20 protein-coding genes are annotated in these 25,402 nt (G+C 69.9%); 10 read left to right on the forward strand and 10 right to left on the reverse strand.

The window, feature by feature from the left end:
- Window positions 1-38: 38 nt before the first annotated feature.
- From IL992_RS22170 to IL992_RS22180, 3 genes are all read left to right on the forward strand, one after another.
- A complete protein-coding gene (locus IL992_RS22170) occupies window positions 39-1,055 on the forward strand; it encodes a LacI family DNA-binding transcriptional regulator (RefSeq protein WP_319018724.1) in 1,017 nt (338 codons plus the stop codon).
- Between the two features lie 222 nt (window positions 1,056-1,277).
- A complete protein-coding gene (locus tag IL992_RS22175) occupies window positions 1,278-1,946 on the forward strand; it encodes an HAD family hydrolase (RefSeq protein ID WP_319018725.1) in 669 nt (222 codons plus the stop codon).
- 209 nt (window positions 1,947-2,155) lie between these two features.
- Window positions 2,156-3,037: a GNAT family N-acetyltransferase gene (locus IL992_RS22180; RefSeq protein ID WP_193205268.1), complete on the forward strand. Its 882-nt coding sequence runs from the start codon at window positions 2,156-2,158 to the stop codon at window positions 3,035-3,037.
- 285 nt (window positions 3,038-3,322) lie between these two features.
- Here the strand turns inward: IL992_RS22180 and IL992_RS22185 are convergent, their stop codons facing one another.
- Complete coding sequence (locus IL992_RS22185; protein WP_226873518.1) at window positions 3,323-5,431, reverse strand: HelD family protein; 2,109 nt, start codon at window positions 5,429-5,431, stop codon at window positions 3,323-3,325.
- A 162-nt stretch (window positions 5,432-5,593) separates the two neighbouring features.
- Here IL992_RS22185 and IL992_RS22190 point away from each other — a divergent pair, with 162 nt between their 5' ends.
- Window positions 5,594-5,854, forward strand: coding sequence for a hypothetical protein (locus IL992_RS22190; protein ID WP_193205269.1), 261 nt, complete (start codon window positions 5,594-5,596; stop codon window positions 5,852-5,854).
- 9 nt (window positions 5,855-5,863) lie between these two features.
- On the opposite strand, the gene IL992_RS22195 is transcribed toward IL992_RS22190, so the two are convergent.
- Window positions 5,864-6,712 (reverse strand): sensor histidine kinase, encoded by an 849-nt coding sequence (locus tag IL992_RS22195; RefSeq protein ID WP_193205270.1) that lies wholly within the window; start codon window positions 6,710-6,712, stop codon window positions 5,864-5,866.
- A gap of 86 nt (window positions 6,713-6,798) precedes the next feature.
- Here IL992_RS22195 and IL992_RS22200 point away from each other — a divergent pair, with 86 nt between their 5' ends.
- The 3 genes from IL992_RS22200 (at window position 6,799) to IL992_RS22210 (ending at window position 10,858) form a co-directional block, all read left to right on the forward strand.
- Window positions 6,799-7,062 (forward strand): MFS transporter, encoded by a 264-nt coding sequence (locus IL992_RS22200; RefSeq protein WP_226873519.1) that lies wholly within the window; start codon window positions 6,799-6,801, stop codon window positions 7,060-7,062.
- Entirely contained in the window at window positions 7,043-7,912 is an 870-nt protein-coding gene (locus IL992_RS46400; protein ID WP_226873520.1) for an aldo/keto reductase, read from the forward strand. The genes IL992_RS22200 and IL992_RS46400 overlap by 20 nt, the downstream gene beginning before the upstream one ends.
- 492 nt (window positions 7,913-8,404) lie before the next feature.
- Entirely contained in the window at window positions 8,405-10,858 is a 2,454-nt protein-coding gene (locus tag IL992_RS22210; RefSeq protein WP_226873521.1) for an N-acetylmuramoyl-L-alanine amidase, read from the forward strand.
- 44 nt (window positions 10,859-10,902) lie between these two features.
- Here the strand turns inward: IL992_RS22210 and IL992_RS22215 are convergent, their stop codons facing one another.
- The 4 genes from IL992_RS22215 to IL992_RS22230 all read right to left on the reverse strand — a co-directional run bounded on the left by IL992_RS22215 (window position 10,903) and on the right by IL992_RS22230 (window position 16,487).
- Window positions 10,903-11,556, reverse strand: a complete 654-nt coding sequence (locus IL992_RS22215; protein WP_193205272.1) for a hypothetical protein — start codon at window positions 11,554-11,556, stop codon at window positions 10,903-10,905.
- A gap of 480 nt (window positions 11,557-12,036) precedes the next feature.
- Window positions 12,037-12,573: a hypothetical protein gene (locus IL992_RS22220; RefSeq protein ID WP_193205273.1), complete on the reverse strand. Its 537-nt coding sequence runs from the start codon at window positions 12,571-12,573 to the stop codon at window positions 12,037-12,039.
- Window positions 12,574-12,592: 19 nt separating this feature from the next.
- A complete protein-coding gene (locus IL992_RS22225; protein ID WP_193205274.1) occupies window positions 12,593-14,869 on the reverse strand; it encodes a GmrSD restriction endonuclease domain-containing protein in 2,277 nt (758 codons plus the stop codon).
- A 94-nt stretch (window positions 14,870-14,963) separates the two neighbouring features.
- On the reverse strand, window positions 14,964-16,487 hold the full coding sequence (locus IL992_RS22230; RefSeq protein WP_319018726.1) for a serine/threonine-protein kinase: 1,524 nt from the start codon (window positions 16,485-16,487) through the stop codon (window positions 14,964-14,966).
- 151 nt (window positions 16,488-16,638) lie between these two features.
- Between IL992_RS22230 and IL992_RS22235 the strand changes: the two genes are divergently transcribed.
- Window positions 16,639-16,827 carry a hypothetical protein gene (locus IL992_RS22235; RefSeq protein ID WP_193205275.1) on the forward strand — a complete coding sequence of 63 codons (189 nt, stop codon included), beginning with the start codon at window positions 16,639-16,641 and terminating at the stop codon, window positions 16,825-16,827.
- A gap of 66 nt (window positions 16,828-16,893) precedes the next feature.
- On the opposite strand, the gene drmC is transcribed toward IL992_RS22235, so the two are convergent.
- The 3 genes from drmC to drmA are packed head-to-tail and all read right to left on the reverse strand — an operon-like array spanning window position 16,894 to window position 23,494.
- Window positions 16,894-17,652 carry a DISARM system phospholipase D-like protein DrmC gene (drmC, locus tag IL992_RS22240; protein ID WP_319018727.1) on the reverse strand — a complete coding sequence of 253 codons (759 nt, stop codon included), beginning with the start codon at window positions 17,650-17,652 and terminating at the stop codon, window positions 16,894-16,896.
- Window positions 17,649-19,565, reverse strand: coding sequence for a DUF1998 domain-containing protein (drmB, locus tag IL992_RS22245; protein ID WP_193205276.1), 1,917 nt, complete (start codon window positions 19,563-19,565; stop codon window positions 17,649-17,651). The genes drmC and drmB overlap by 4 nt, the downstream gene beginning before the upstream one ends.
- Complete coding sequence (gene drmA / locus IL992_RS22250) at window positions 19,565-23,494, reverse strand: DISARM system helicase DrmA (RefSeq protein WP_193205277.1); 3,930 nt, start codon at window positions 23,492-23,494, stop codon at window positions 19,565-19,567. Before drmA ends, drmB begins: the two co-directional genes overlap by 1 nt.
- Window positions 23,495-23,691: 197 nt before the next feature.
- Here drmA and IL992_RS22255 point away from each other — a divergent pair, with 197 nt between their 5' ends.
- Together IL992_RS22255 and IL992_RS22260 are read left to right on the forward strand one after the other, a co-directional pair.
- Window positions 23,692-24,198: a hypothetical protein gene (locus IL992_RS22255; protein WP_193205278.1), complete on the forward strand. Its 507-nt coding sequence runs from the start codon at window positions 23,692-23,694 to the stop codon at window positions 24,196-24,198.
- 264 nt (window positions 24,199-24,462) lie between these two features.
- A complete protein-coding gene (locus IL992_RS22260; protein WP_193205279.1) occupies window positions 24,463-24,690 on the forward strand; it encodes a hypothetical protein in 228 nt (75 codons plus the stop codon).
- Window positions 24,691-24,948: 258 nt separating this feature from the next.
- Here the strand turns inward: IL992_RS22260 and IL992_RS22265 are convergent, their stop codons facing one another.
- Window positions 24,949-25,152 (reverse strand): cold-shock protein, encoded by a 204-nt coding sequence (locus tag IL992_RS22265; RefSeq protein WP_193205280.1) that lies wholly within the window; start codon window positions 25,150-25,152, stop codon window positions 24,949-24,951.
- Window positions 25,153-25,402: the final 250 nt, after the last annotated feature.

Genomic DNA, 25,402 nt, shown 5'->3' on the forward strand with positions numbered 1-25,402 from the left:
AGTGGATGCAGGCAACGCCATCGGAAAGTGGAGGAAACGTGGGAAAACTGGAGCGTCACGCCACGATCGCCGACGTCGCGGCACTGGCCGGGGTGTCGGTGGGCACGGCCTCCAAAGCGCTCAACGGACGCGGATCGCTGCGGGAGGAGACCCGCATGCGCGTCCGGGAGGCCGCACGACAGCTCAGCTTCGAGGCGAACGCCGGTGCCCGCAGCCTGCACTCGGGCCGCACCTACACGGTCGGGATGATCACGACGGACACCATCGGCCGGTTCAGCATCCCCGTCCTGATCGGCGCGGAGGACGCGCTGGGCGCCGGGGAGATGTCGGTCTTCCTCTGCGACGGGCGGGACGACCCGATCCGCGAGCAGTACTACGTCAGGACGCTCCTCAGCCGCCGGGTCGACGGGATCATCGTGACCGGCCGGCGGACCGAGGCACGCGCGCCCATCGCCGCGGACCTGCCCGTGCCGGTGGTGTACGCCTTCATCAGCTCGGCCGACCCCGGTGACTGCTCGGTGGTCCCGGATGAGGCGGGCGGCGCCCGCAAGGCGGTCGAGCACCTGCTGGCCGTCGGCCGCACCCGGATCGCGCACGTCACCGGGCCCGAGCATCACAACTCCGCCCGGGTCCGCGCGGCGGCGGCGCTGGAGCGACTGGCGGAGGAGGGGCTCGAACCGGCCGCGCCGCCGCTGTTCGGCGGCTGGAGCGAGGCGTGGGGACGCCAGGCCGTGGCCATCCTGCTGGCCGGGCGGACGGAGTTCGACGCGGTCTTCTGCGGCAGCGACCAGATCGCCCGGGGCGTGTGCGACGCGCTGCGCGCCGCGGGCCGCCGGGTCCCCCAGGACGTCGCCCTCGTCGGTTTCGACAACTGGGACGTCATGACCGAGGGCTGCCAGCCGCCGCTGACGAGCGTCGACATGAACCTCGAAGGGCTGGGCCGCTCCGCGGCCGAGATGCTCCTGGCCGCCATCAACGGCTCCCCCTCCCCCGGCCTGCATGCCCTGCCCTGCCACCTCGTCGTCCGCGAGTCGAGCGCGGTCCCGCTCCCCTGAGACGCTCTCGGGAGACGCAGGCGCCGCCCCGCCGTCTGAGGCGGGGCGGCCAGGGCGTCACTTCCGGGCTGTGCTGCGACTTGAGGTGACCTTCCAAAACAGCCGGCCGGAACCTCCGGCAGTTGGTCCAGGACGTACCGCTGCCCGACCGGCGGGAATCCCTCCGGCACACCCCGCAACCGCTCGAACGATTGCCCGCTCGCCGACTGTCATGATCGAGGCGTGACCAGTGCACCTGCGCGGCCGGGCCGCATGAAGTACGTCCTGTTCGATGTCGACGGCACGTTGATCGACGCGTTGAGCAACCAGCGCCGGGTCTGGGGTACTTGGGCGGAGCGGTACGGGCTGGATGCGGACGAGGTCTACCGGCTGGCTCTGCGGACGCGGCCGATGGAGACGTTCGCCCAAGTCGCTCCGGACCGCGATCCGCGTGAATGCCTGGCCGTGCTGCACGAACTGGAGGACGAGGATGTCCGGTCCGGCAGCTATGCGGCCTTCGACGGCGCGTCGGAGCTGCTGCATGGCCTGCCGCCGGGGACGTGGGCGCTGGTGACCTCGAACTACGAGCACCGGGTGCGCGGCCGATTCCTGCGGACGGGCTTGCCGGTGCCGGGCGTGATCGTGGACGCGGTCGCTGTCGAGGAGGGCAAGCCCTCTCCCGTCCCTTATCTGCGGGCCGCCGCGCGGCTGGGTGCCGAGCCGGGAGAGTGCCTGGTCGTCGAGGACGCCCCGTCCGGGGTGCAGTCCGGGCTGCGGGCCGGGATGACGGTGTGGGGCGTGAACGCCGCTGTCGCGGTGGAGGGGGTGCATCGCCACTTCGTCAATCTCCGCGAGGCAGTCCCCCACATCCTCGCTTTGGCGTCCAGGCCTCACGGGGATGCCGCAGCCTGAGTGGGCGAGACCGTCGAGGTGGCGACGGCGACCAGCCCATCGCCCCTCTGTACCGGGTCGGAGTGGTGAGCGACCCGGCGGGCCGCTACAGTCTTGATCACGTCCGATGTCGAGGCCGTTCTCCAAGGAGGTGTGCAGCAGATGCGCAGGACCGTTCAGCAGCGAAGCCGCAGCTCTGCTCTGATCAACCTCCTCAAGCCGGAGACATCGTGTCGATTCGCATCATCCCTTTGATTGACCCACAGCCCACGCCGTCCAGCCGGCGCCTTGCCTGGCTCGCCAGCCTGCCGGCCGGCGTTCCCGCCGGATCGGCTTTCCTTCGCCTGTTCACCAAAACGGGCCAGGATCACCTGGCCGAGCTCGATCTCCACGTCCACCCGGCCGAGCAGCGTAGTGGCGTCGGTTCTCTCCTGCTGACCGCCGCGCTGGCCGCAGTCCGCGAAGAGGGCCGGCGCTGCGTCATCGCGCACACAGAGCCCGGTTCGCCGGGAGAGGTCTTCCTGTCAGCGCGTGGCTTCCGCAAGGTCCTGACCCTGACCTATGCCCGGTTGCCGCTGGCGCAGACAAACCTCGACGATCTCAGGAAGATCGTGCACAGCCCGCATCCCGGCTACCGGCTGGTCGCGTGGGACGGCGTCGTGCCCGGTGCGTTGGCCGAGACGTTCGCGGTGTCCCGCCGCGCCATGGACGACATGCCCATGGACGACACCGACTACGGCACCGTGAGCTGGGACGTCGACCGCGTACGAGACGCTGCGCTGGCAATCGAGAAGCGCGGCGACCACCTCCACACCGTCGCCGCCATCGCCGAGTCAGACCATTCCATCGCGGGATTCACCGAGTTGGTCGTCCCGGCAGACGGCAAGGGCGATGCCCAGCACTATGGCACCGGCGTGCTTCCCGAACATCGCGGGCACGGCCTGGCCCGCTGGATGAAAGCCGAGGCCATCCGGCAGGCGCGCGAGCGCTACCCGGACCTGGAAGGTCTGCTGACCGACACCGCCGACAGCAACCGCCACATGCGCGCCATCAATGACGCGCTCGGCTACCTGCCGACCCGCAAGATGATCACACTGCAGCTCGACCTGTAGCAGCGAGCCTGCCGGCCATCGTCTTTCGCCGTCCATCGGTAGCCGGTGAAGACCACGCGCCGGCTTACGACAATCGGTGTCGTGGGTCGGCGCGTGGCGGCTCGGACATGCGCGAACTGTTGCGTCGGGGCGAGTGCAGACTGACGGGACCGGCACCACGAATCGCATCCCGTCGATCGCGGCGACCAGCCCGCCGCCCACCGCCGGAGCGAACCCGATCCGGGCCTGGGTGTCGATCAGGGGCGTTGGCGACGGCGAACGTCGCGACTGCCCATCAGTGGGGTGTTATGAGGCATGCTGTGGCGCGGGGTGGATGGCGATCGTATACAGCCTCTTGGTGGCACGCGTGAGGGCGACATACAGGTCACGCTCGCCGCTGGGGCGGGCCGCGGCGATCTCCTCCGGGCCGACGACGACGCTTGCGTCGAACTCCAGGCCACGGGCCTCGGAAGCCGGCACGAGGCGCGCCCACTGTGCGATGCCAGCGGATGCCATGTCCTTGACCCGGGCATCCGCGCAGATCACGGCCAGCAGTTCGCCCGGGTGCGCTGCGGCCTGAGCCCGGAGTTCCTCGGCCACGGTGGTGGCGAGTGTCTGCGGACCTGCGGTGAGCCTGCGGGGAGGGTCGCCATGGCGGATCGACCGGCTTGGCGTCTGACCGGGGGCGATCCGCGCGAGCAGGTCGTGGGTGGTCGCCAGGATCTCCTGGGTCGTGCGGTAACTGACGGTCAGGGTGTGCAGAGCGAACCGGCTGCCAAGATGCGGGCCCAGTGCCTGCGACCAGTCGCTCGCTGCCGTCGCGGGGCCCGCCTGGGCGAAGTCGCCCACCAGCGTCATCGACCTGGCCGGACACCGGCGCATCACCATTCGCCACTGCATGGCGGTCAGCTCTTGGGCCTCGTCCACGACGACGTGCCCGAACGTCCGCTCCGGCGGCCCGTCCACCAGGTTCGCCGCCTCGTCCAACAGCGGTACGTCGGCATCGGTCCACGGGGCGTCCGGAGAACGCAGCAACCGGGAACGTTCGTCACTGGTCAGCGACGGCAGATGCGTGGCCATCGTGTGCGCGTCCGTCAGCAAGGCCCGTACGACCGCTTCGGGCGTCAGCCGCGGCCAGAGGGACTCCACCGCACGGTCGACGTGGGCGTCGCCCATGAGGTTCGCACGGAGGGCGGCTGCATCGAACACCTCGGCAGGGTCCGCGGCCGGCGCGCCGCCATCGAAGCCGAGAGCCCGCAGGTCGGCCTCGGCCGCGGCATCGAGGTCCAGTCCTGTGCTCTCAGCGATCTCTGCGTCGATGTTCTCGAGGACCTCGACGGCGCCGCGCTCCAGCGCGCCCGTGACCGCGCCGATCAGGTGCTCCTTGAACACCTCTCGCGCGCGGTTGTGCGCCAGGTCGCTCGTCACCGCGGCCTCCCTCGCCGCCGCGACATCCGCGCTCCTCAGACGGACCCACTCCTGCCCCACACGCACCGCGAACCCGCCGTCCGGCGGTGCCTGCCGGGAGCGCACCAGGCCCGCCAGCGCCTCGGCCAGCGCGGAACTCCCCTTGAGCCGCGCGACATCGGACGGCTCCACGGCTGCGGGCACCACCCCGGCCAGCTCACCGCACGTCGCCAGGACCACGTCGTTCTCCCCCAGCGAGGGGAGCACCTGGGAGACGTAGTCGAGAAACCGCGCGTTCGGCCCGAGCACCAGGACGCCACGCTCGGCGGCGCGCGGAAACGCGTAGAGGACATAGGCCGCCCGGTGCAGCGCGACGACGGTCTTGCCCGTGCCGGGGCCGCCCTGCACCACCGTCACCCCCCGATGGGGGGACCGGACGATTGCGTCCTGCTCCGCTTGCAGCGTCGCCACCGCCGCACGCATCCGCCCCGTGCGCTGCGCCTCCAGCGCCTCCGTCAACGGATCGTCGCCGGCTATGTCGCCGACCGCAGGTGCGGATCCGTCCAGCAGTTCGTCGCTCACCGCGCGGACCGCACGGCCCTCGACCCGCAGGTGACGGCGCCGCCGCAGCCCCATCGGGTGGACGGCCGTCGCCGCGTAGAAGGGCCGCGCCGCTTCCGCTCGCCAGTCGACGAGCAGCGGCAGGTCCCGGTCGTCCACGTGCAGGCCGAGCCGTCCGATGTGCAGGACGGTTCCGTCCGCGCCGTCGATCCGGCCGAACGCCAGCCCCTCCTCGGCCTCCTCGAGCCGGCGAAGCTGCCGCGCCAGACGCTCTGCGGCGACATCGCGCGCGTACGCCTCGCCGGCGCTGCCGGGCGACGACCTCAGCACGTCCGCCAGCTGGGCCCGTACATCCGCCACTCGCTCATCGAGCAGCCCGTACATGGCGGCCACGTGGGCCTGCTCCACCTCAACCTGCCCTGCGGCACCCTCATTGAACTGCGGCAACAGCAGCCATCCTCTCGACTCGGTCCTCCACTATGCGGCAGGATTTCCACGCAAGTAAGGCTTGACTTACTTATCCGCCTCAGCCGCCCTGGCCCGGTTCGCCGTCACGCCTCAGGCCGGCGATCACCCCGGCCCTCGCTCGCCTGCCGCTGCTCACCGAACGTGCTCGACGCCGAGGAAGCCCGGCAGCGCGGCTGGACCGACCCGACACAGCGGCAGATGCTCCGGCCCCGGCTCCTCGAAGCCGAGGACCGCCCGGTTGTCGCCGTGCTCCGCATATCACCGAACCAGGACGTCGCGCAGTCCCCGACGGACATGGTCGACCTGGATCGGCCCGTCAGCCACGACGACGCCCGGATATACGACCTGCCGTACTCGACCGGCGTCGAACCCGCCCCCGCACCTGGGGACGGCCTGCCCTGAGTGGCGCAGTCACGCCTGACGGTCTGTGGTGCCAGGCTGGAGCAGCGGCAGTCGGAGGACGAAGCGTGCGCCCCGCGGACTGTCGTCGATCTCCAGTGTCCCGTGGTGGGCGGCAGCGATCGCGCGGGAGATGGCGAGGCCAAGCCCGCTACCGGTGGGGTCCTTGCGCTGCCCGTCCTTCAGCCGAACGAAGGGCTGGAAGACCCGCTCGCGGTCCTTTGGGGCGATGCCGTCTCCGTCATCGCTCACCGTGACCACCGCCTGGCCATCCTTGCACTCGGCGCTGACCTCGACGCCGGTTGCGGCATGCCGCTGGGCGTTGACGACCAGGTTGTTCAGAACTCCGGCGAGTTGGAGACGGTTGCCCAGGACCGTCACCTCGCCCTTCACCCGCCGGCCCACCGGCACGGGCCGCGTCGTGGTGATCAATACTTCATGCACCAGCGCGCCGAGGTCGACCGGCTCGGGAGGTTCGGGAGCGGCCGTACGGATCCGGGCGAAGATCAAGACATCGTCGATCAGGGCTCGGAGTCGCTCTGTCGCCGCAAGCCCCGCTTGGATTACCTTCCGCTGATCCACGTCGTCTGGATACAGCACCGCTTCTTCGAACTGGGTCTGAAGGCCGGTCACCGGGGTTTTGAGTTCATGGGAGACGATGGAGGCGAAGTGCCGCTGCTGCTCCACTGTCTTCTCCAGCCGTGACAGGGTCTGGTTGGCCGTGCGCGCCAGCTGCCCGATCTCGTCGTCGCAGGCCGGTTCCGGCACCCGCAAGCTCAGGTCGCTGACGCTGATCTCCGACATTCTCGCGCGGATCGCTTCCATCGGGCGCAGTGTCCGGTCGACCAGCGTCCAGATCATCCAGGTGGCGAAGGCGGTGGCCAGCAGGGCCGCGGTCAGCGTGCTGACCTCCAGGATGTGCGTGGCCAGCGCGGGGGTTCGGGGTGGTGTGGCTGCTGGGCGGTGTCGCTTTCATCATGGGCACCTGTGAGCTGATCGTCGCCGGGCTGCTTCCGGAGATCGCCGCCGCCCTCGATGTGAGCGTGTCCAGCGCCGGGCTGCTGATCACCGTCTTCGCGGTCGGCATGATGGTCGGCGCGCCCGCGATGTCCTTGGCGACCTTGCGCCTGCCGCGCCGCTCGGCCATGATCGCCGCGCTGATCGTCTTTGCCGCCCGTGATCGCTCGCCAGATGCCTGCCGACAGCGGTGACGGGGACAGCTCCCTGCGCGGTGAGCTCGGCGCGCTGAAGCACCCCCGCCTGTGGCTGGTCTACCTGGCCATCGCACTCGTGCAGGGCGGCATGATGGCTGCCTACAGCTACGTCGCCCCGCTGTTGACCGAGCGGGCCGGGCTAGCGACGGCGGTGGTGCCGCTGGCGATGCTCGGCTACGGCGTCGGCGCCCTGGCCGGCATCTCCTTCGGCGGACGCCTCGGCGACGGCCAGCCCTACGCCACGCTGATCCCCGCCACCGCCGTCACGGCCGCTGTGCTGGCCGCCATCACCCTGTGGGCGACCAACAGCGCGATGGCCGTGATCCTGGTGGTGCTGCTGGGCGCCGCCGGCATCTCGACCAACCCGATCCTGGTCGGCGAGGTGGTCCGCATCGCCGGACCCGGCCGCGCCCTGTCCATGGCGCTGGCCACGTCCGCCTTCCAGGTCGGCGGCGGCTGGCTGTCGGGACGCCGGCGCAAGGACGCCGACACACCCACCCCGTCCCCGGCCCGGCAGCGGCTGGCCGACCGCTTCGACGTGTCCCTGCCGGTCAACCAGCGCAAGCTCGATGCGACCGACGCCCTCGCCCACATGGCCGAGGACGCCGGGATGACGCTGATCGAGATGGCCATCGCCTTCGCGCTCAACCACCCCGCGGTCACCTCCGTCATCATCGGTCCGCGCACGCTCGATCACCTGGAGTCGCAGCTGCCCGCGGCCGACGTGGTCCTGCCCCCGGTGGTCCTGAACCGCATCGACGAGATCGTCACCCCCGGCACGGTCATCAACCCGGCCGACAGCAGCTTCGTCAACCCCGCCTTGCAGCCGGCGGCCCGACGGCGCTGATCAGAACGAGCGAGCCGTGGGCCGAGCCATCGCCGCGAGCGGCATCCCGCGCGAAGACCTGTTCATCACCACGAAACTGTGGATCAAGACTACGGCGAGGACACCTCGGCGGGATGATTCGGCACCTGAGGCTACACCGGCCTCCGACGGGCTGCCGTTCCCCGGTGATGACCCGTGGGAACAACTCGACCTCGCCCGAGGCCCCGGCCCGCGCCGGGGCCAGGCCCTGGTCGTACGGCTCGGCCCGCCGTAAGACGCCGCCACGCTCGCAGCGTCAGTGACGTATTGCCGGAATGTTAACGCTCCTCTCATCGACCTCAAGATCTGGCGGAGGCGCGCTCCGGGCGAGGATTTTCATCTGACTCTGTCTGTCTGGCGAAAAGTTACGATCTCGACGAGATTTGCGTGGCGCTCTGGCGTACGAACGCACACGGAGGTGTGATTGCCCCGGCCTGATCCCCCCACAGGCATTCGAGAAGGGGTCGCACAACGTTGAGAACTCCACATCGTGGCATCGTCGTCGCGGTCACCGCGGCGGCGGCGCTGCTTCCCGCGGCACCGTCCGTCCTGGCCTCCACCTCCACGGCCGGCCCGCGGGTCTCCTGCGCCGCGACGGTGTCGGCGCCCACCCGCGAGGCCGCCTTCGGCGAGGCGGCCAAGGCGACGGGTGTGCCGGAATCGCTGCTGAAGGCCGTGGCGTACATGCTGTCTCGTTGGGACGACCACCAGGGCAGGCCGAGCTCCGACGGCGGCTACGGCGTGTTCGACCTCGGCGACCGGGCGCCCGAAGCATGGGACGGCGCGGACAAGGGACGAGCGACCGGTGCCAAGAGCCAGGTCGCGGCGGCGGCCGAGTTGACCGGTCTGACGGCCGACGCGCTGCGCCGGGAGCCGAACGCCAACATCTGCGGTGGCGCGGCGCTGCTGGCGTCCTACCACGACGGCGGCGACGACCTGAGCTCCTGGCGCGACGCGGTGGCCCGGTTCGGCGCGAAGCAGGACTTCGTCCGGCAGGTCTACCAGACCCTCCGCACCGGCGAGAGCCGCGTCACCACCGACGGCCAGCGGGTCACCCTCGCCGCCGACGACTCGGTCGCCCTGCCTGCCGCGCGCCTCGCCGCCGACACCGGCGTCGACTGCCCCTCCGGTCTCGACTGCGAGTGGCTGGAGGCACCGTACGCAAAGGGCTCAGCCACCGAGCCGGACAACACGACTGACTACGGCAACCACGACATCGCCGACCGGACCGGGCCGGGCGGGCCGAAGCTCGACTACATCGTCATCCACGACACCGAGGGCTACTACGGACCATCGGTAGAGTCCGCTCAGGACCCGACCTATCTGGCCTGGAACTACACCATCCGCTCCTCCGACGGCCACATCGCCCAGCACCTCGACGCCAAGGACGTCGGCTGGCACGCCGGCAACTGGTACGTCAACATGCACGCCATCGGCATCGAACACGAAGGCTTCGCCGGAACCGCCACCTGGTTCACCGAATCCATGTACCAGACCTCCGCCGCCCTGGTGAAACACCTCGCACAGAAGTACGGCATCCCCCTCGACCGGGCGCACATCATCGGCCACGACCAAGTACCCGGAACCGTCCTCGGCGCCACCCAAGGCATGCACTGGGACCCGGGCCCCTACTGGGACTGGGACCACTACTTCGACCTGCTCGGCACCCCCATCGGGGACGGCCGGACGGCAACGATCGACGTCGCGCCCGGCGACGTCGTGGAGGTGCGAACCGGTTACCAGGACAACCCCCAGCCGCTGACCGGCTGCGCCGCCGCCTCCCCGCACTCCCCCGACTGCGTTCCCGGAGCGGGCACCAACTTCCTTCCCCTCTACCAGTCGCCGTCCGAGACCGCGCCGCTCGCCGCCGACCCCGGCTGGAAACCCGGCTCCGCCGCGGGCACGACATACGTCAGCGACATCAGCGCCCGCGTCGTCTCCGGCCACAAACTCGTCATCGCCCAGGTGCAGGGCAACTGGCTCGGCACATGGTGGGCCGGCTCCCTCGCCTGGCTGCACAACCCCGCCGACCGGCCCGTCGTGGTCCGCACCCAGGCGAAGACGGTCACCGTGAAGACCGGAGCGACCACCCCCGCCGCCGTCTACGGCCGCGCCTACCCCGAGGCACCCGCCTACACCGGCACGAACATCCCCGTCCAGGCCCTGTCGCCGCTGGAATACAAGGTCCCGGTCGGACAGACCTACGCCGTCAGCGACGACGACGTCGTCACCGACTACTACCGCGCGACCACATACAACGGATCAGCCCCCGGCGACCGCACCGACCTCAAGGGACAAGACCGCTACTACCAACTCTGGTACGCCCACCGCCAGGTCTTCGTCCGCGCCGCCGAGGTCGACCTGCACGACGCGCAGCGGTCGCCGGTGGTCACCACCACGCCGCCGGTGATCAGCGGGTCCGCCAAGGTCGGCGGCGAGCTCACCGCCTCCTCCGGCACCTGGTCACGGCAGGTGGCGGGCTTCACCTACCAGTGGTATGTCGATGGCACGGCCGTCTCCGGGGCCACCGAGTCCACGTACCGGCCGGGTGTCGCGGACCTCGGCAAGAGCGTGCTCGTCGAGGTGACCGTCGACGACCCGTACTTCACGGCCACGTCGGCACGGTCGGCGGCCACCGCGCCGGTCGCGCCGGGGACGTTCACCTCGGCCGAGCCGCCGGCCGTGAGCGGGACCCCTAAGATCGGCCGCACGTTGAAGGCGTCACCCGGCACGTGGACGCCGTCGCCCGAGAAGGTCACCTACCAGTGGCTGCGCGACGGCGTCCCGGTCAGAGGCGCCACGGGGCGGACCTATCACCTCACGGGCCACGACCGCGGCGCCCGTGTCGCCGTACGGGTGACCGTGTCGGCGAAGGCCTACGCGAAGGCCACCGCCACCTCTGCGGCGACCAGACCGGTGACCCCATGAGATGACGTCCGGCCGGGGAGGCCCTTCCCTCCCCGGCCCGACGTTCAGGCGTGCCTGGGGTAGGCCGAGACGAGCTTCGCGGCGGCCTTCTTGGCCAGCTTCAGGGTGTCCTTCCAGTGGCTCGCGCGGCCGCTGATCCCCTGGACGACGGCGACAGCCGAACGGTACCGGATCACCACATAGTCGAAGTGGAAGAGCTTGGCGTCCTGCCCTGCGTAGATCGGGTTCGAGTCCTGGACCTCGAAGGCGTAGGCCGCCTGGCCCAGCCTGCCCGGCGCGCGCTTGCCGATCTTCACCATGTTGCGTCTGTCGCCCGCGCCGTCGCAGGCCGAGGCGACCCGCTCGGCGGCGGAGGTCATCTTCTTGAGCGCGGCGGCGTCGCCGGTGTACAGGCGCTCGCCTCCGGACACCCGCCCCAAGATGAGGACACTCTGCCCCGTTCGGTCGAACACGGCGTCGAACGCCCGCGCGGCGGTCAGGCAGGCGGCGTCGTCCACCTCCAGCCCGGCCAGGTCGAACGGCTTGAGGTCGGTGGCCGTCGCACCCCATCCCTTGCCGAGGTCCTCGGTCGTGACCAGCAGCTTCTTGAGTTGCGTACGGCTGAGCGGCCGGTCGGACGCCGCCGAGGCGGGAACGACGGCGGCGAGCGAGGCGGCGAGCGTCAGCGCGGTCACGGCGATCCGGGCCGGATTCTTCATGCAGAGGTCCTTGTCGTCGGGGGGATGCATACTGGCCGTCAATCGGGCCATATTCAGGGTCTGAGGCCACCTTGGCGGACGGCGCGGTCCACGTGTTGCAGGCGCCGGGGTCGCCGGTCGCGAAGCCCTGACCGGCCCAGTAGGTGAGCGATTTCCTGCTCCCGGTGTTCTTGCCCGCCCAGTCACGCATGTAGAAGAGCAGGTCGTCCCACGGTGCGGACGCCGTTGAGGTAACCACTCGCCGATTTCGGGTCGAGCTTCTTGATGGGCTTTTCCGGGCACGCGGTGGTGGGCAGCGCCCCGGCCTTGTACAGGGGGGTTCTCCGTGAGGGTCTTGTCCTTCACCAGGCGGGCGGCGGCGGAGGTGGCCGGAACAAGCGCCACCGCCGCTGCGCCCACGAGCGCGATCATGCTCCGAGTCGAGATACGGCGGGAAAACAGCGCGTCTACCGATGGCGATAATCGACAATTCCCCGGGAGTCACTCTGTGATGCGACGGAAGGACTGCGAAACAGGCGGACGATCCTGGGCGAGGTAACCGGACAGGTTGGCGTCACGACTCCCCGTCAGCGGTGCCAGCAGATCCCGCAGGAGCACGGCGTCGTCCGCCGGGAGCCGGAGCAGCGCCCGGCGCAGCATGATGCTCCACGCCGCCGGGTTGGGGAACACGTCAAGCCGCGCGACGAGCGGCTGTAGCTCGACGCCGCTCCCCCACGGCGCCAGCCGGTCGATCCGTAGATCGCATCCGGTCGGATAGTCCCGCCCGGCGATGTGCACCGGCTGGTCGAGGCGTCGGACCTCGGTCGTCACCACGGCACGCCCGATGATCCGGCCCCTGTCTCGCGTCGGATTCCGATAGGCGCCGCGGGTCGTGTAGATCAGCAGCTCGTCGCCCGGTCGCACCTGCGTGATCTCGGACCGTACGGTCGGCGGGAAGGCCATCCGCTGCTCGCGCAGCACCCAGGCGATGGCCTGGCGGTCACCGAGAATCAGCAGGTACGACGAGGGCTCCTTCACGATCCACAACGCTAGTGGGTCATGCGACCGCGGCGTTCCAGCCGAACTGTCCGAGGCGATGCCGGGCGATCTCGACCTCTTCGGGCGTGAACAGCTTCGCGAACCGCTGCTGCACGACCAGGGCCTCGACCGTGAGGTCGAGCCGGCCACGCTCCCACAGGGCCGCAAACCCGTCCGACACGGCGGGCGAGCGCAGCAGCTTGCGGGCGGTCGCCAGGCTGCCGTGCTCGGCCAGCATGCTCAGGAAGTAGGAGGCGTGGTAGTTGGCCTCACTGCGCGCCCTGTCGTAGATAGCCCGCATCGCCGCGTCGAACTCCGCGTGCACGGGTTCGCTGACCGGGGCGGGCAACTCGATGGGCTCCTGCTGGGTCTGCTCGTCCCCCGCCGCCGTCTCGTTGCGCCGCGCCGCGTAGCCGAGCAGCGCGTCGACCGACGTGAAGACCTCGTATCCCAGCTCTTCGAGCCTCGGGAGGTCCGCCACCTCGGGGTCCAGCTCGAGCACGACCGGCTTGCCCTGGCCCGGCTGCAACCCCGCGGGCCAGAACGCCTCGGCCATCGCCAGCGCACGGCCGCTCCCGGGGTCGGCGATCTCGCTGTCCAGGGTGGGTTCGGCGTACCCCAGTCGCACCAGCTCATCGACCATCGCCTTGATCTGCGCGGCCCGTACGTCGTCCTGCTCGTCGGCCATGACAGCCACGGGACGCAGCTCCCCGGCGGCGAGCGGGACGGCCCCCTTGCCCAGCCCGGTCAGGAACGACTGGGCTGCCCGGGCCAGCAGCTCGCGCCGGGCTTCGAGGAAGTCGAGATAGCGGTCCACCCGCCAGAGGTCGGGGTCCATCGGGATCCACTGCGAGGCGAGGACGCCGGGGTGCTTCTCCTCGGCCTCGGCGAAGTAGTCCTCCGGCGCCCGCTTGCCGATCGCCAGGTTGGTGTTCTGGGTCAGGAAGCAGAAGTTGGCGACGGCGTTGACGTGGACGCGGTCGTAGCCCGCCTTGTACAGCAGCGCCTTCGGGAAGATGTGGTGCACCTGCAGTGAGGTCAGCTTGCCGAGCATCTCGGCGTGCAGCTCCAGTCCGCTACCGAAGTCGCGGGCGCCGTGCACCCGGGTGAGCATGTAGAGCAGCGGGTAGAACCGCGATCCCCGGGTCGAGCCCTCGAAGTCGTGCGGCCGGACCTCCAGGTTGCCGCCGCGCCACCGTTCGAGGGACGCGATGAGGCCGTCGATTCCGGAACGTTCCACGGTGTCGTAGTCCTGCGCGAGGATCGTCTCGGTGGAGCCGGCGAAGCGCCCCCACAGCGCCGCGTGCACGTACCAGAACAGCACCCTGTCGCGGTGGGCGCTGTCGAGGAAGGTGCCGCCCGGGGTGAGGTGGAGCAGGCGGGAGACGACGGGGATCGCGTATCGGCCCATCAGGACCTGGTCGTGGTCGAGCCCCAGCCGCCCGGACACCGCGCCGAGCAGCGTGTTCACATACCCGACCGACTTGACCAGGGCGGTCTCGAACTCCGTGTCCGTCACGGTGTCGAGCGCGGTGAAGACGGCACGGCCGGTGGCGACGGCGGTGATGTTGCGCAGCAGCCAGTCGAGCGAGAAGTCGAAGCCCTTCTCGTGCCACTGGTTCAGGTGGTCACGCATGACCTGCCGGGCGGGCGCCCACTGCGCGCAGATCTTGGCCAGCGCGAGGTCACCCTTGGACAGTGCGGTTCCTCCGGAGTTGACCCGGTTGAAGATGTCGACGACGACATCGACGTTCTTGTCGGGACCGGTGATCTTCTCCTCGTGGAACTCCCGGTTCTCCAGGTTCTTCAGCTTGTTCAGGCGTGCGATGTAGATGGCGAGCTTGTCCGGGTACTGCGCGAACGCGCCGATGAACGGCTCCAGTCCCTCGACGAACAGCCGGGTGACGTCCACCCAGCGCGGATCGTCGCGCATCTTCGCCGGGCCGTAGAACTCGAACGTCTCATCCTCGACGTTGAACCGCAGGCCGGTGAAGGCCGACGAGTCGCCGTCGAAGAAGGCCGGGGGCTTGCCACGCATGATCCCGTACAGCGACGTTATCCGCTGCTGGCCGTCGAGCAGCAGGAGCCGTACGCCGCCGTCGGCGCTTCCACCGCGGACGGAGGCCATCTCGGGCTCGGTCTCCCACAGCAGCAGACCACCGACCGGATATCCCTTGTAGAGCGAGCGCATGAGCCCGCGGACCTGGTCCCGGTTCCACACGTATCCGCGCTGGAACTCGGGGAGAAGCACGGTGCCGTTGTCGATCTGGTACAGGAGCACAGAGAGCGTGGCCAACAGTCCGTCCCTTGTTGAATCCTTGACGATCTTCCCGACTTCACTGTAGGCACGCACTCGCCCGACTTTCAGGCGGTCAGGTAACGATCCAGGGTCAGCGAGCTGCGGTGAGGCCGTCGAGCAGCTCCCTGACCCTGCTGACGTTCGGGTGCCCCGAGCCGTACCGGCGTTCCAGATCCGGCAGCAGGTCGCGCAACGTGCGGCCCGCCCGGGTACGGTCGCCGGCGCCGAGCTCCAGCAGCCCGATCCGGCGTCGCAGCTCCAGGATCCGGTCCTCGTCGACCCCGAACCGCTCCTCGTCCGTCAGCAGCCGCCGCATCTGATCGAGCGCGAGCGTCGTGTCGCCCAGTGCGGCGTGACAGTTCGCCTCCATCAGGCGGAACCGCAGAACGAGGTGGTCGTCCTCACCCCTGCGAGAGGCCAGGTCGGCGGCCAGCCTCTGGAACTCGGACGCGGCACGCCGGTAGTCCCCGCCAAGGAACAGCACGTCGGCCAACTCGATCCGGAGTTCCAGCGCCTCGTCGTCCGCGGGCCCCATGGACCGGACGGCCTCTGCCAGCAGTTCGGCCGCCTGCCGGAAGCGGGACTCGGCCTTGAGCGCGCCGGCGTCCTTCCGTACGCGCCGGACGTCCTCCCCGCGAAGGGCAGGCGATGCGGATCTGGGCGTCTCCACCGCCGGCGTCTTCGAGCCCGTCGCCGCCACCCGCCCGACGACGGCCGCGTACATCCGCACCGGATGCGCGGCGGTGCCGTCCACGAAGCCCGGCAGGGGCGGCAAATCACGGCAGAACGGCACGAGCCGCTCATAGACCAGGGTGGCATCGGACGGACGGTCATCGGGCCGCTTGGCGAGCAGCCAGAGGATCAGCCGTTCGATGCCCTCGGGGACGTCCGGCCGCAGCTCGCGCACCGGCCGCGGCGGCTCGTCCACATGCTTGCGCATGCAGGCGAGCGGGGTCCCACCCGCGAATTGGTTCTCGCCGGTCAGCAGTTCGTGGAGGATCACGCCGAGCGAGTAGAGGTCGGTCTGCGGGCTCGTGGTGCCGCTCATCGTCTGCTCGGGCGCCATGTACTCCGCCGTGCCGATGACGACGCCGGTCGCGGTCAGCTTGGTCGCCGACGGGGACAGCGCGGCGGCCACCCCGAAGTCGAGCACCTTGACCGTCCCGTCGGGGCACAGCATGAGGTTGGCGGGCTTGAGGTCACGGTGCACCAGCGAGTTCGCGTGGGCGACGGCCAGCACCGAGCACACCTGAGCGGCGATCGCCGCGGCCCAGCCCACGGGCAGTTCCTCCACCTCGGCGATCAGGTCGGTCAGCGAAACGCCCTTGATGAGCTGCATGACGAGGTACAGGTCGTCGCCGTCGGTGCCGCAGTCGTAGACCGCGGGCACCCCGGGATGCTCCAGCCGCGCGGTGATGCGGGACTCACGGACGAAGCGCTTGGTCAGCTCGTCGTCGGGCTTCCCGTCGGGTTGGCGGTCCACCCGGATGAACTTGATCGCGATCGGCCGGTCGAGCCGCTTGTCGTAGCCGAACCAGACCTCCCCCATCCCGCCTTTGCGGCGCGAGTTCGGGTCCAGTTCGTACCGGCCGCCGATGATCATTCCCCTCGCCACCGCACCCTCGCCTTTGCGTACCTGTGGGCCTTTGCGCACCCGTGGACCCAGTCCTGCCGAAAACGTATCGGCCCGCACCCATGTCGCACAGTCCCCATCCCGCACGTCCGGGTCGCGCCCGGCGCCCCTGGTGGACGCTCCGCCAAGGCGCGTGTCGCTCGAATTCGGGATGGTCCGAGGGCTGCGGATCGAACAGGCCGGGGATTTCGGCGCCCGGGCAGGGAGCGACTTCGAGGGCGTCCCCCACGAGGTGATCGGCGATATGTCCCACTTCACAGTGAAGGCAGGCGACATGAATTATGGGTTCACCGCGGAGTACGTCGCTCTCACGGCCGAATGACGCGGTCCGGGATCCGTCGCCGGGCGCCGCCGCCTCGCCGGAGCCGGCCGCCGCGGGCACTTCGCATCAGCGCAGGCGGCGGAGGATGCCCCGGGCGCGCAGACGGGCCACGTGCTGGGCGGCCCGCTGCGGGGCCGTGCCGCCGCGCACCAGCAGGCCCGCTTCGATGTTCCTCGTGACCCCTGACTGGGTCAGGTTTGCGCTCGACACGAGCAGCACCCGCTGGTCGGCCACGGCGAGCTTGGCGTGCATCCTCGCACCCGGCTCCGTGCGTTCGTCCACCGGCCAGTGCCACACCTGCACGCCCTCGACGCCGTTGAACGCGTGCGCGGGCTCCGGGCCGTTCAGCGCGGAGCCCGCGCCCTGCAGCGTCTCGACCACCACCATCACCGTCACACCGCGCCCGACCGCCTTGGCCAGGGCTTTGAGCAGCGGCTCGTACGGCGCGGCCGAGTACGTCATGAGGACCAGCTCGTACGACGCCTCGTCCACTAGGTCGACCAGCACCTGCGCGGTGGAGCGGACCGGTACGGCATGCGTGGCCGGCCCGGTCCACACCGACTCCACCGTGGTCGTGGCCCGGTGCCGCTCGTATCCCGCCGCCACTCCGCGCAGGTAGACGGCGGCCTCCCCCGCGGACATCCGTACGGACGCCAGGGCGGCCAGCACCCGGCGGGCTGCGTCGGGAAAGTCCGGCAGCGGCACCGCGTCCACGATTCCGGCCGCCGGACCGCCCTCGGCGATCCGGTCGGCCAAGGTCCGCAGATGCACCGGCCCGATGCGCTCCACCGCGTCGGCCGCCGCCTTATCGAAGGCGCTCGTCACGGTAATTCGGGATAGATCGCCAGGGCGGGGTCGTCGATCGGCACGACGAACCGTCGGTCGAGGAACCGGTTGCCGCGCTCGCACGTGGTCTCGGAGACGAACAGGCACACATGGCAGGCGGCGCCGTGCAGGAAGTCCTCCGGCGCGTGCGGCAGTCGCTCCGCGCACAGCGGGTCGGACGAGCAGCTCATCGCCCCGGTGAGCGCCCGCTTGGTCAGCCGGACCAGTTCGTCGGGCTGGGCCAGCGACACCAGGCCGCCGAGCGTGCCCTCGGCGTCCGGCACGGCCGTGTAAATCAGGATCCCGGAGCGCCTGTCATCCTCCGACGTTCCCGCGTAGATTCGCTCGGCCAGGCTGGCGGAGTTGTAGCCGCATTCGAGCGCGATCGTACGGATCAGCAGGTGCGACAGCGTGTGCAGGACGTAGTAGCGCGGCAGGGGCCAGTAGTCATACCTGGTCGACTCGTCGAAGGGCTGGCCGGTCCGGGCCGAGTAGCGGTACTCCCGGAAGCGGCCGTACGCCTCCTTGTGCAGCCGCAGGGCCTCGGACTTCTCCACCTGCCTCTCCCACCGGGACAGCAGGTCCTCGGGCAGCCGCAGGAAGACGCCTTCACCCCTGACCTCGCTCGCCGGCACCCAGGTCGGCTTGGAACGGGAGAGCGGCACCCGCTTGACCAGCGTCGGGTCCTCGGGGTCGGGAGCGTCGAGCCGGGTGAAGCCGATCATGGCCCGCACCTCGCGCAGCCGCTCGACCTGGACGACGTCCGAGTAGAAGCCCTTGAGCAGCGGCGGGACGGGCTCGTCCTGGTCGCGGTAGGCGGTGAAGTCGTCACTCGGCGGCGGCAGCACAGGGCTGGAGAAGATCTCCCACTCCGGGGTGAGCAGGTCGGGGTAGTTCTCGGGACCCTGGTCCTGCCCGGCCGCCTCCTCGCCACGGCGCCGTTCGATGGCCGCCCACAGCTCCTCGTCGCCCCACTTCTCGAACTCGAACGACAGCGGCGGCATCGACCGCATGAACGGCAGCATCTCGGGGCCCTTGACGTGCTGAAGGTTGGCCCAGAACTTCGCCACCTGGGCGTCCAGCTCGCTCACCCCCGCCTTCGGCACCGCGAGGGCCGACAGGGTCTGCGCGAACCACTGGTTGGACGCGCCGACGACGAGCACGTACGGCTGCTCCTGGCAAGGCGAGAACGTGCCGAGGTGAGGGTGGCGCCCCCGGCAGCGGGGCAGCTGGTCCCGGCCGCGCTTGCCCATCGCCTGCCGGATGTTGCGCTCCGCGCCGCAGCGCTGGCAGACGATGCGGACGTTCGCGCCGATGTTGCCGCCCCGGTCCTCCATCAGGAGGTTCGGCTTGGCCGCCTTCTCACAGACGCCGCCCTCGTGGACGAACTCGAGGTAGGGGAAGTCGTCCAGGTGCCCGTCCGTGCAGGCCAGGACGAACCGAGCGCCGACGACCAGGCGCTTCTTGCTGCCCTTGCCGCACTCGTGGAAGAACCGCGCCTCGTGTGGCTTGTTCGGCTTGTCGTTCTCGAAGCCGAACGCCCGGGAGTCGACGCGCGCCAGCAGGTTGCACGCCGTGCACCGCATCCACCCGGGGAATGGCACGACCGGCACACCGGTCCTGGCCGCCTCGCCGTTCGGGTTGGTGTCGGTGCCCGGCAGCCAGGGCGCGGGACGAAGCTCGCGCACGGTCTTGCTGAGCAGCGACTGTACGGCCGACAGCAGCCGGGGCTCGGTGATGAGCGCGGGGTTGTTCTCCGGGTCTTCGGGGGCCTTGTACTGCCAGTCGTCGAGGCCCTTCACGAGCACCGAGAAGTTCGGCAGGTCGACGAGCGAGCCCACTCCCGAGGTGAACATCAGATGGCTGGGCCGTACCGCACCGACCCTGCGCCGGTAAGAGGAGTACGCCGCCATCACTTGCCCTTTCCGTCGAGGGCGGACACGCCCATCTCGTCGCCCACCGGCTCGTCGTCGCCGTCCCCGGCACTCCCCAGGAAGCCCCACTCCGGCGCGTTCACCGGCCCGAGGAAGATCTCGTCGTTCCCCGGCAGGAGCAGGTTGATCTCGTTCTCCGTCTCCCGCATCGAGTTGCCGACCGTACGGGCCTCCCAGCGGCCGTTGCCCGCCCGATACAGGAGGCCGTCCACGATCTCCTTCGCGTGGCCCTTCTTCCGCTCGTAGCCGAGCCGTGCGGGGCCGTTCTTGGCCGTGTTCCACAGGTCGATGAGCATCTTGAGGCGTTCGTCCATGGCCTGCCGCGCACGCGGGCCGCCCACGACCTCCGCTCTCGCGACGATCCGGCCCGCGATGCGGGTCACGACACCACCGTTGAGATCCACGTCCTCCGCGTCGCGGTTGCGCGAGTGCGCCTCCTCGACGTTGCGCACGGCCGCGACGAACGCCGCGGTCGTGCCGCGGTCGAGCGCCCGCGCCGTGTACGGCGTGACCGACAGGGCCTCCACCTGACGGTAGAAGGTGGAGTGGTAGTGCTCGAAGTCCTCGTAATGCGCCAGGTCGCGCGGCCGAGACCAGTTGTAGAGCGTGATCACCAGGCCCGGGCGCGCGGCGTCGCGGCCGACACGGGAGGACGCCTGGATGTACTCGGCGGTGTTCTTCGGCTGACCGGTCATCACCATGAGCCCGAACCGGGACACGTCGACGCCGACCTGGAGCATCGACGTGGCGAGCACGACGTCGACCGGCGGCCGTGCCGTCCGCCGGGAGCTGCGCAGCGTGTGGTAGCGCTCGGCGAGCGGGTGCCCCTGCTTCCGTTTCGCCGGGTCCTTCTCCTTCATCAGCTCCGCGATCTCGTGCCGGTGCTCCAGAATCCGCCGCGAGCTGTCGAGTTCGGGGTCGAACCCGATCTCCAGTTGCTTGAGCACCTCGCTGATGTCTCCCGAGGAGATGCGAGAGGTCAGCTCGACGATGTTCAGCAGGTCCCCACGGCTCAGCAGCCGGTTGGACAGCTTCTTGCGCTTGCCGTGCATGCGGATCCTGGTCGTGACGTCGTCGTCCAGGTAGCGCCGCATGCCCGCCAGCTCTCGGGTGGCATTGAAATAGCCGACCAGGGTCATGTACGGATCGGCGGGCTCGCCGTACCGGTCGAAGAGCGTCTGCCCGGCCAGCAGCAGGATCTCGGCGAGCCGGATCTCGGCGGATTTGAGGCGCACGCCGTGCGCGCACACGCCGAGGTAGCGACGCCCCGGGGCCTCCTGCGTGACCGGGACCTGCCGGGAGAAGAACGTGTCGGCGACGTCGATGACCTGAGGCGGGAACACGGCGAGCTCGCGGCCGAAGATGCCGAGCACCTGCCGGTCGGCCCGCTTGGTCGTCGCGGTCGACGCGATGATCTTCGGTCCGGTGGGCGCGCCGCCCACGGACCACGTGCACAGCTCGTCCACGGCCGCCTCGAACAGGCCGACCACGGTGCCGAGCGCGCCCGAGATGAGGTGCAGCTCGTCCTGGATGATCAGGTCCGGCGGCCGGAGCCGGATGACCGGGCGGCTCTCGACCTTGGGCAGCCGGCCCTTGGCGTTGTGCCTGCCACCGCAGCCGATCTGGTCGTCCATGTCGTCGTGCCGGTAGCCGTGCCGGGGGCAACGCCGGCTCACCCGGCCGAACAGGTGCCCGGCGAAGCCGCGCCACGGCAGCTGCGCCAGCTTGTCGACGGTCGCGATGACCAGGCTCGGCGTCAGCCGGTAGATCTCCTCGTCCACGGTGAGGATCGGCAGCCCCTCGCGCCGCGCGTACGCCTCGTCCTCACTGGTGACGGCGGGCAGGGCGCGCAGCATGCGGTCCTCCCCGAGGCGGGAGAACGGGCACGGCTCGGCGTCGCCCTCGCTGCCGCGCCCGCAGTAGAGCAGCACCCGCCGACGATCCTCGTCGAGGTCGAGGTTGACGCCCGCGACCAGCTTCTCGCCGCACCACGGGCACGACAGCGTCTGCAGGACGTTCGTCTTGCGGCTGTCGGGGGCTTCCCTGGCCTCCTGGATCTGGTCCCTGGCGTCGCCGAACCAGTTCGGGGAGACCGCGCTCCCCACCCACAACCCGATGCGGAACGGCTCCTCGCCCCACGTCCCGGGGTCGTCGCGCCGCAGCACTTCGCAGGCGCACACCAGTGCGGCGGCCCGCTGGAACTGCTGGGCGGTGAGCAGCCGCAGCGTGTAGCGCATCAGCACCGCCACGCCGTCCAGACCGCTGCGCGCCTCGGTTCCGGACCCGACGACCTTCTGCAGCCGCCGGATCGCGAACGTGTACGCCGTGAGGCCGAGGTAGGCCTCGGTCTTGCCGCCACCGGTCGGGAAGAACAGCAGGTCGACCGTGGCCTTGTGGTCGGCGGCCCGCTCCGGGTGCGCGGGGTCGGTCAGCGAGGGCAGGTTGAGCAGCATGAACGCGAGCTGGAACGGCCGCCACGACGCCGCCTTCGCGCCCTGCGCGTCCACTTCGGCCATGGCCTGCTCATAGCTCAGCCCCTGCTCGTCGCGGAGCTTGGCCACCGCCGTACGGCGCCGCTGCAGGGCCATCGCCTCGTTGGCGAACCTGAACGCCGCGAGGGCCTGCTCGTGGAACTCCGAGGTGTCCTGGGTGAGCAGCGCGATCCCGGCCCGGATGCGGTGGGCGGACCGGCGCGACCTCTGCACGGCGACCTCGGCGGCCTCGCGCAGCGGCTCGGGCAGCCCGGGGATCTGCCGCTCCTGGTCGTCCAACCATGCCGAGTAGCCGTCCGCCAGCGGCGTCAGCCCGGCGGCGAGCGCCTCGGGCGAGGCGTCCGCGAGGGCGTCCATCGACAGCTCCACGTCGGCGAGGGGTGTGCCCTTCCCGACAGGGGCGACCGTCGCGGGCACGTCGTAGTACGGCAGCCAGGTGGTGCGCAGCTCCGTCGCCCGCCGCTCGCCGGAAGACACGGTCGCGTGGACGGCGACGTTGCGGCCGACCGCGTACCTGCGCTCGTTGCGGTACAGCAGCCGCAGGTGCTTGTCCTCCAGGTCCTCCTGGCCGGTGTCCTCCCGGCCGCCGTCGAGAGGGTCGTCGATCGGGAGGAAGACGTCCGGGGGCCCACCGGTCGGGGCGGCGGCGACGAGCTCGGCCTGGAACAGCCACGCGGAGTCGGCGCTGCTGTCCGGCTCGATCTGCTGGTTGACCAGCGTCAGCTCGACGACCCGCCGGCGGTCGGGACGCGGCCGTACGGCCACCGCGAGCAGGACGCCGGGCCCATCGGCACGTTCCATAGTCAGGGGGATCTTCTGCGTGTCCTGGTCGAGCCGGATCGTCATGCGGTGCTCGACCGGCCGGCGTCCCCAGATCCGTTCGGTCCGCGGCTTGCCGTTTGGGCCTTCGATCTGAGTCTCGACCTTGACGTACTGGCCCCAGCGGGCGGTCACCGCGAGCGCGTCGAGGTCGGCCGCGACGGCGAACGACATGCCCATGGACGACGCCCACAGACGGCCGAGGTTCTGCGGGGTGAGGACGTCCGGCAGTTCGCCCTCGGCCCCGTCGCCCTCCGCGCCGATCTCGGTGTCGGGCAGCTCGTCGGCGCCCTCCGCGACCCGCTTCGGCGACGGCTTCGGGCCGAGCATGCCGACCAGGTAGCGCTCGCGCGGGCCTATCGCCTTCGGCGGAAGCTCCTCGAAGTCGCCGTCGTACGGCCCGAGCAGGTCTCGTTCGACCAGCTTCTGGAACTCGCCCCTGACTTCGAACGGCGTGACCGGCGGGAAGTCCTGCGGCGCGTCGAGCGGATGGCGCGCCTGTCTACCGGCGCCTCCCTCCTCGGCCTCGTCTCCCGAGCCGAACAGGTCACCCTGGTCGGCTCCCGCAGCGAACAGCTTCTCCTGCCGATCGAACACGTGGGGGGTGTCCTTCCTCGCCTGACCTTTGACGCAACGTTAGTTGCTCTTGATAAGCAACTGAATGACGCGTGCCCGGATCGTAAGGTTGCCTCACTCTCCGGTTGAGACACCTTCTACCGAGGGCAAGACATCAACCCCGGGCGCCGCTGGACACCATTGGCCCTCGTGTGATTACTCCATGTAATCTCCTGGCCATGACAACGATCAATCGGGGGACGCTCCTGGAGCTGGTCCGCAACCGCCCCCTGCTCGCGGCGGAACTCCTCGGGGACGCTCTGGCCGCCGGCCACGATGAGCCACACGACGAGGAAACGCTCCGGCGGCGATTTCCATGGCTGGAACGCACGAGCACTGACGAGCCGACGCTCGCCTCCCGCTACCGCGAGATCGTGGCCGAGGCACGCCGGTCCCGTACGCGTGTGGGAGAGGTCCTGTCCGAGGACTTGATCCCGTTCCTGCGTGCCCGCATCGACGAGGACCTGGACCACCTGCATACGGCCGCGCACGAAGGCGGGCCCGACCGGCGCAAGGCGGAGCGGGACCTGACCGCGAAGCGGGACCGCGTGGATTTCCTGGAGTCCGTGCTCGTCGACGAGCTCTACCTGGCGATCGAAGAGCACGCCCAGGCGGAGCACCTGCTAAGGCTGGAGGCCGCCGCCTACAACTGGCACACCGACTACCAGGACGCCTGGCGGCCCTGAGTGGCGGCCGATCTCCCGTTCCGCCCGCCGCTCGTGCGAGCGTGAGCAGCGAGCGCATGCCGACCACAGCCGTCCGCGAAGGGCGAATGTTTTCAGAGGCTTCCCCGGGGGCCGGAGGCAAGTTTGGATCGCTTCGCCGGCACCTGCGGTGAGTCTCCTCGCGCCACCACAGGCCACCGAAGCAGACCGTTACACGGGACGAAGACAGCGTCAAGGCCACGGGTTGGTTGTGAGCGGCTCGGCGAGCAGCACATACTGGAGGGGATGAAGCCAGCCAGCGGCGCGTCCCGCCGTCACCTGCCCACCAGTCCCTTCAAGCCTCCGCCTCCCGCCCCGCCTGTCGAGCAGTTCAGTGTGAACGACCAGGTCACCCACGATCGGTACGGTCTCGGCGTGGTCGTGGAAGTAGAGGATGGGGTGGCTGTGATCGTCGACTTCCGATCCCAGCAGGAACGAATCCTGACCCCATACAAGAAGCTGCACAAACTCTGAGGCTGATACGCCGCAGGGGAAGCGCGTCGCGCGAGTACGGCTCCGTCGGCGACACGCCGGCGGGGGTCCACGCGCCGGCGCCCTCCCTCGCGGCCAGGATCTGAATCTTCATCCGCCCTCGCCAGAAGCTCACCTGCCCAGACCGGGCAGCGGCGCTGGCAGGATCGACGAGGTGCGGCACGACGGAGCGTCTGCCCGGACATGAGTCGGGGCCCGCGCTCGTCGAGCGCGGACCCCGATTCACGATGCGGACCTGGGTCAGACGAGAACGATGTTCTCGGCCTGGGGACCCTTCTGGCCCTGGGTGATGTCGAACGACACCTTCTGGCCCTCGTGCAGCTCGCGGAACCCCCGAGCGGCGATGTTCGAGTAGTGGGCGAAGACGTCGGGGCCGCCACCCTCCTGCTCGATGAAGCCGAAGCCCTTTTCCGCGTTGAACCACTTCACGGTTCCGACAGCCATGTTGAATCTCCTTTAACAGGGACCGAACCGAAATCCGCACTGCACGGATTCCGCGTCGCCGGATGAGGCCCCTCCGGAGATGGCCGGAAAAACAAAATGCGCCTGAAGGTCACATCCCGCCAGGCGCACACAAGTTTCATGGGTACCGCAACTGCAACTGGATAGACCCTAGCACATGCATGGGGTGATGGACACATCCGCGGTTGAGAAAACTGGATGTCCTGGCCGCTCAGGTGCCCAGATCTGCGCC

Source organism: Microbispora sitophila, assembly GCF_014892245.1.
In the GTDB taxonomy this organism is placed as follows: Bacteria; Actinomycetota; Actinomycetes; order Streptosporangiales; family Streptosporangiaceae; genus Microbispora; species Microbispora siamensis.

What these genes read in the sequence shown, in the direction of transcription:
- drmB (WP_193205276.1), bottom strand. Translation starts at nt 19,565, where the DNA reads ATGGCGGCGTACTCCTCTTACCGGCGCAGGGTCGGTGCGGTACGGCCC.
- IL992_RS22195 (WP_193205270.1), bottom strand. Translation starts at nt 6,712, where the DNA reads ATGATCTGGACGCTGGTCGACCGGACACTGCGCCCGATGGAAGCGATC.
- IL992_RS46400 (WP_226873520.1), top strand. Translation starts at nt 7,043, where the DNA reads ATGCCTGCCGACAGCGGTGACGGGGACAGCTCCCTGCGCGGTGAGCTC.
- IL992_RS22265 (WP_193205280.1), bottom strand. Translation starts at nt 25,152, where the DNA reads ATGGCTGTCGGAACCGTGAAGTGGTTCAACGCGGAAAAGGGCTTCGGC.
- IL992_RS22260 (WP_193205279.1), top strand. Translation starts at nt 24,463, where the DNA reads ATGAAGCCAGCCAGCGGCGCGTCCCGCCGTCACCTGCCCACCAGTCCC.
- IL992_RS22215 (WP_193205272.1), bottom strand. Translation starts at nt 11,556, where the DNA reads ATGAAGAATCCGGCCCGGATCGCCGTGACCGCGCTGACGCTCGCCGCC.
- IL992_RS22255 (WP_193205278.1), top strand. Translation starts at nt 23,692, where the DNA reads ATGACAACGATCAATCGGGGGACGCTCCTGGAGCTGGTCCGCAACCGC.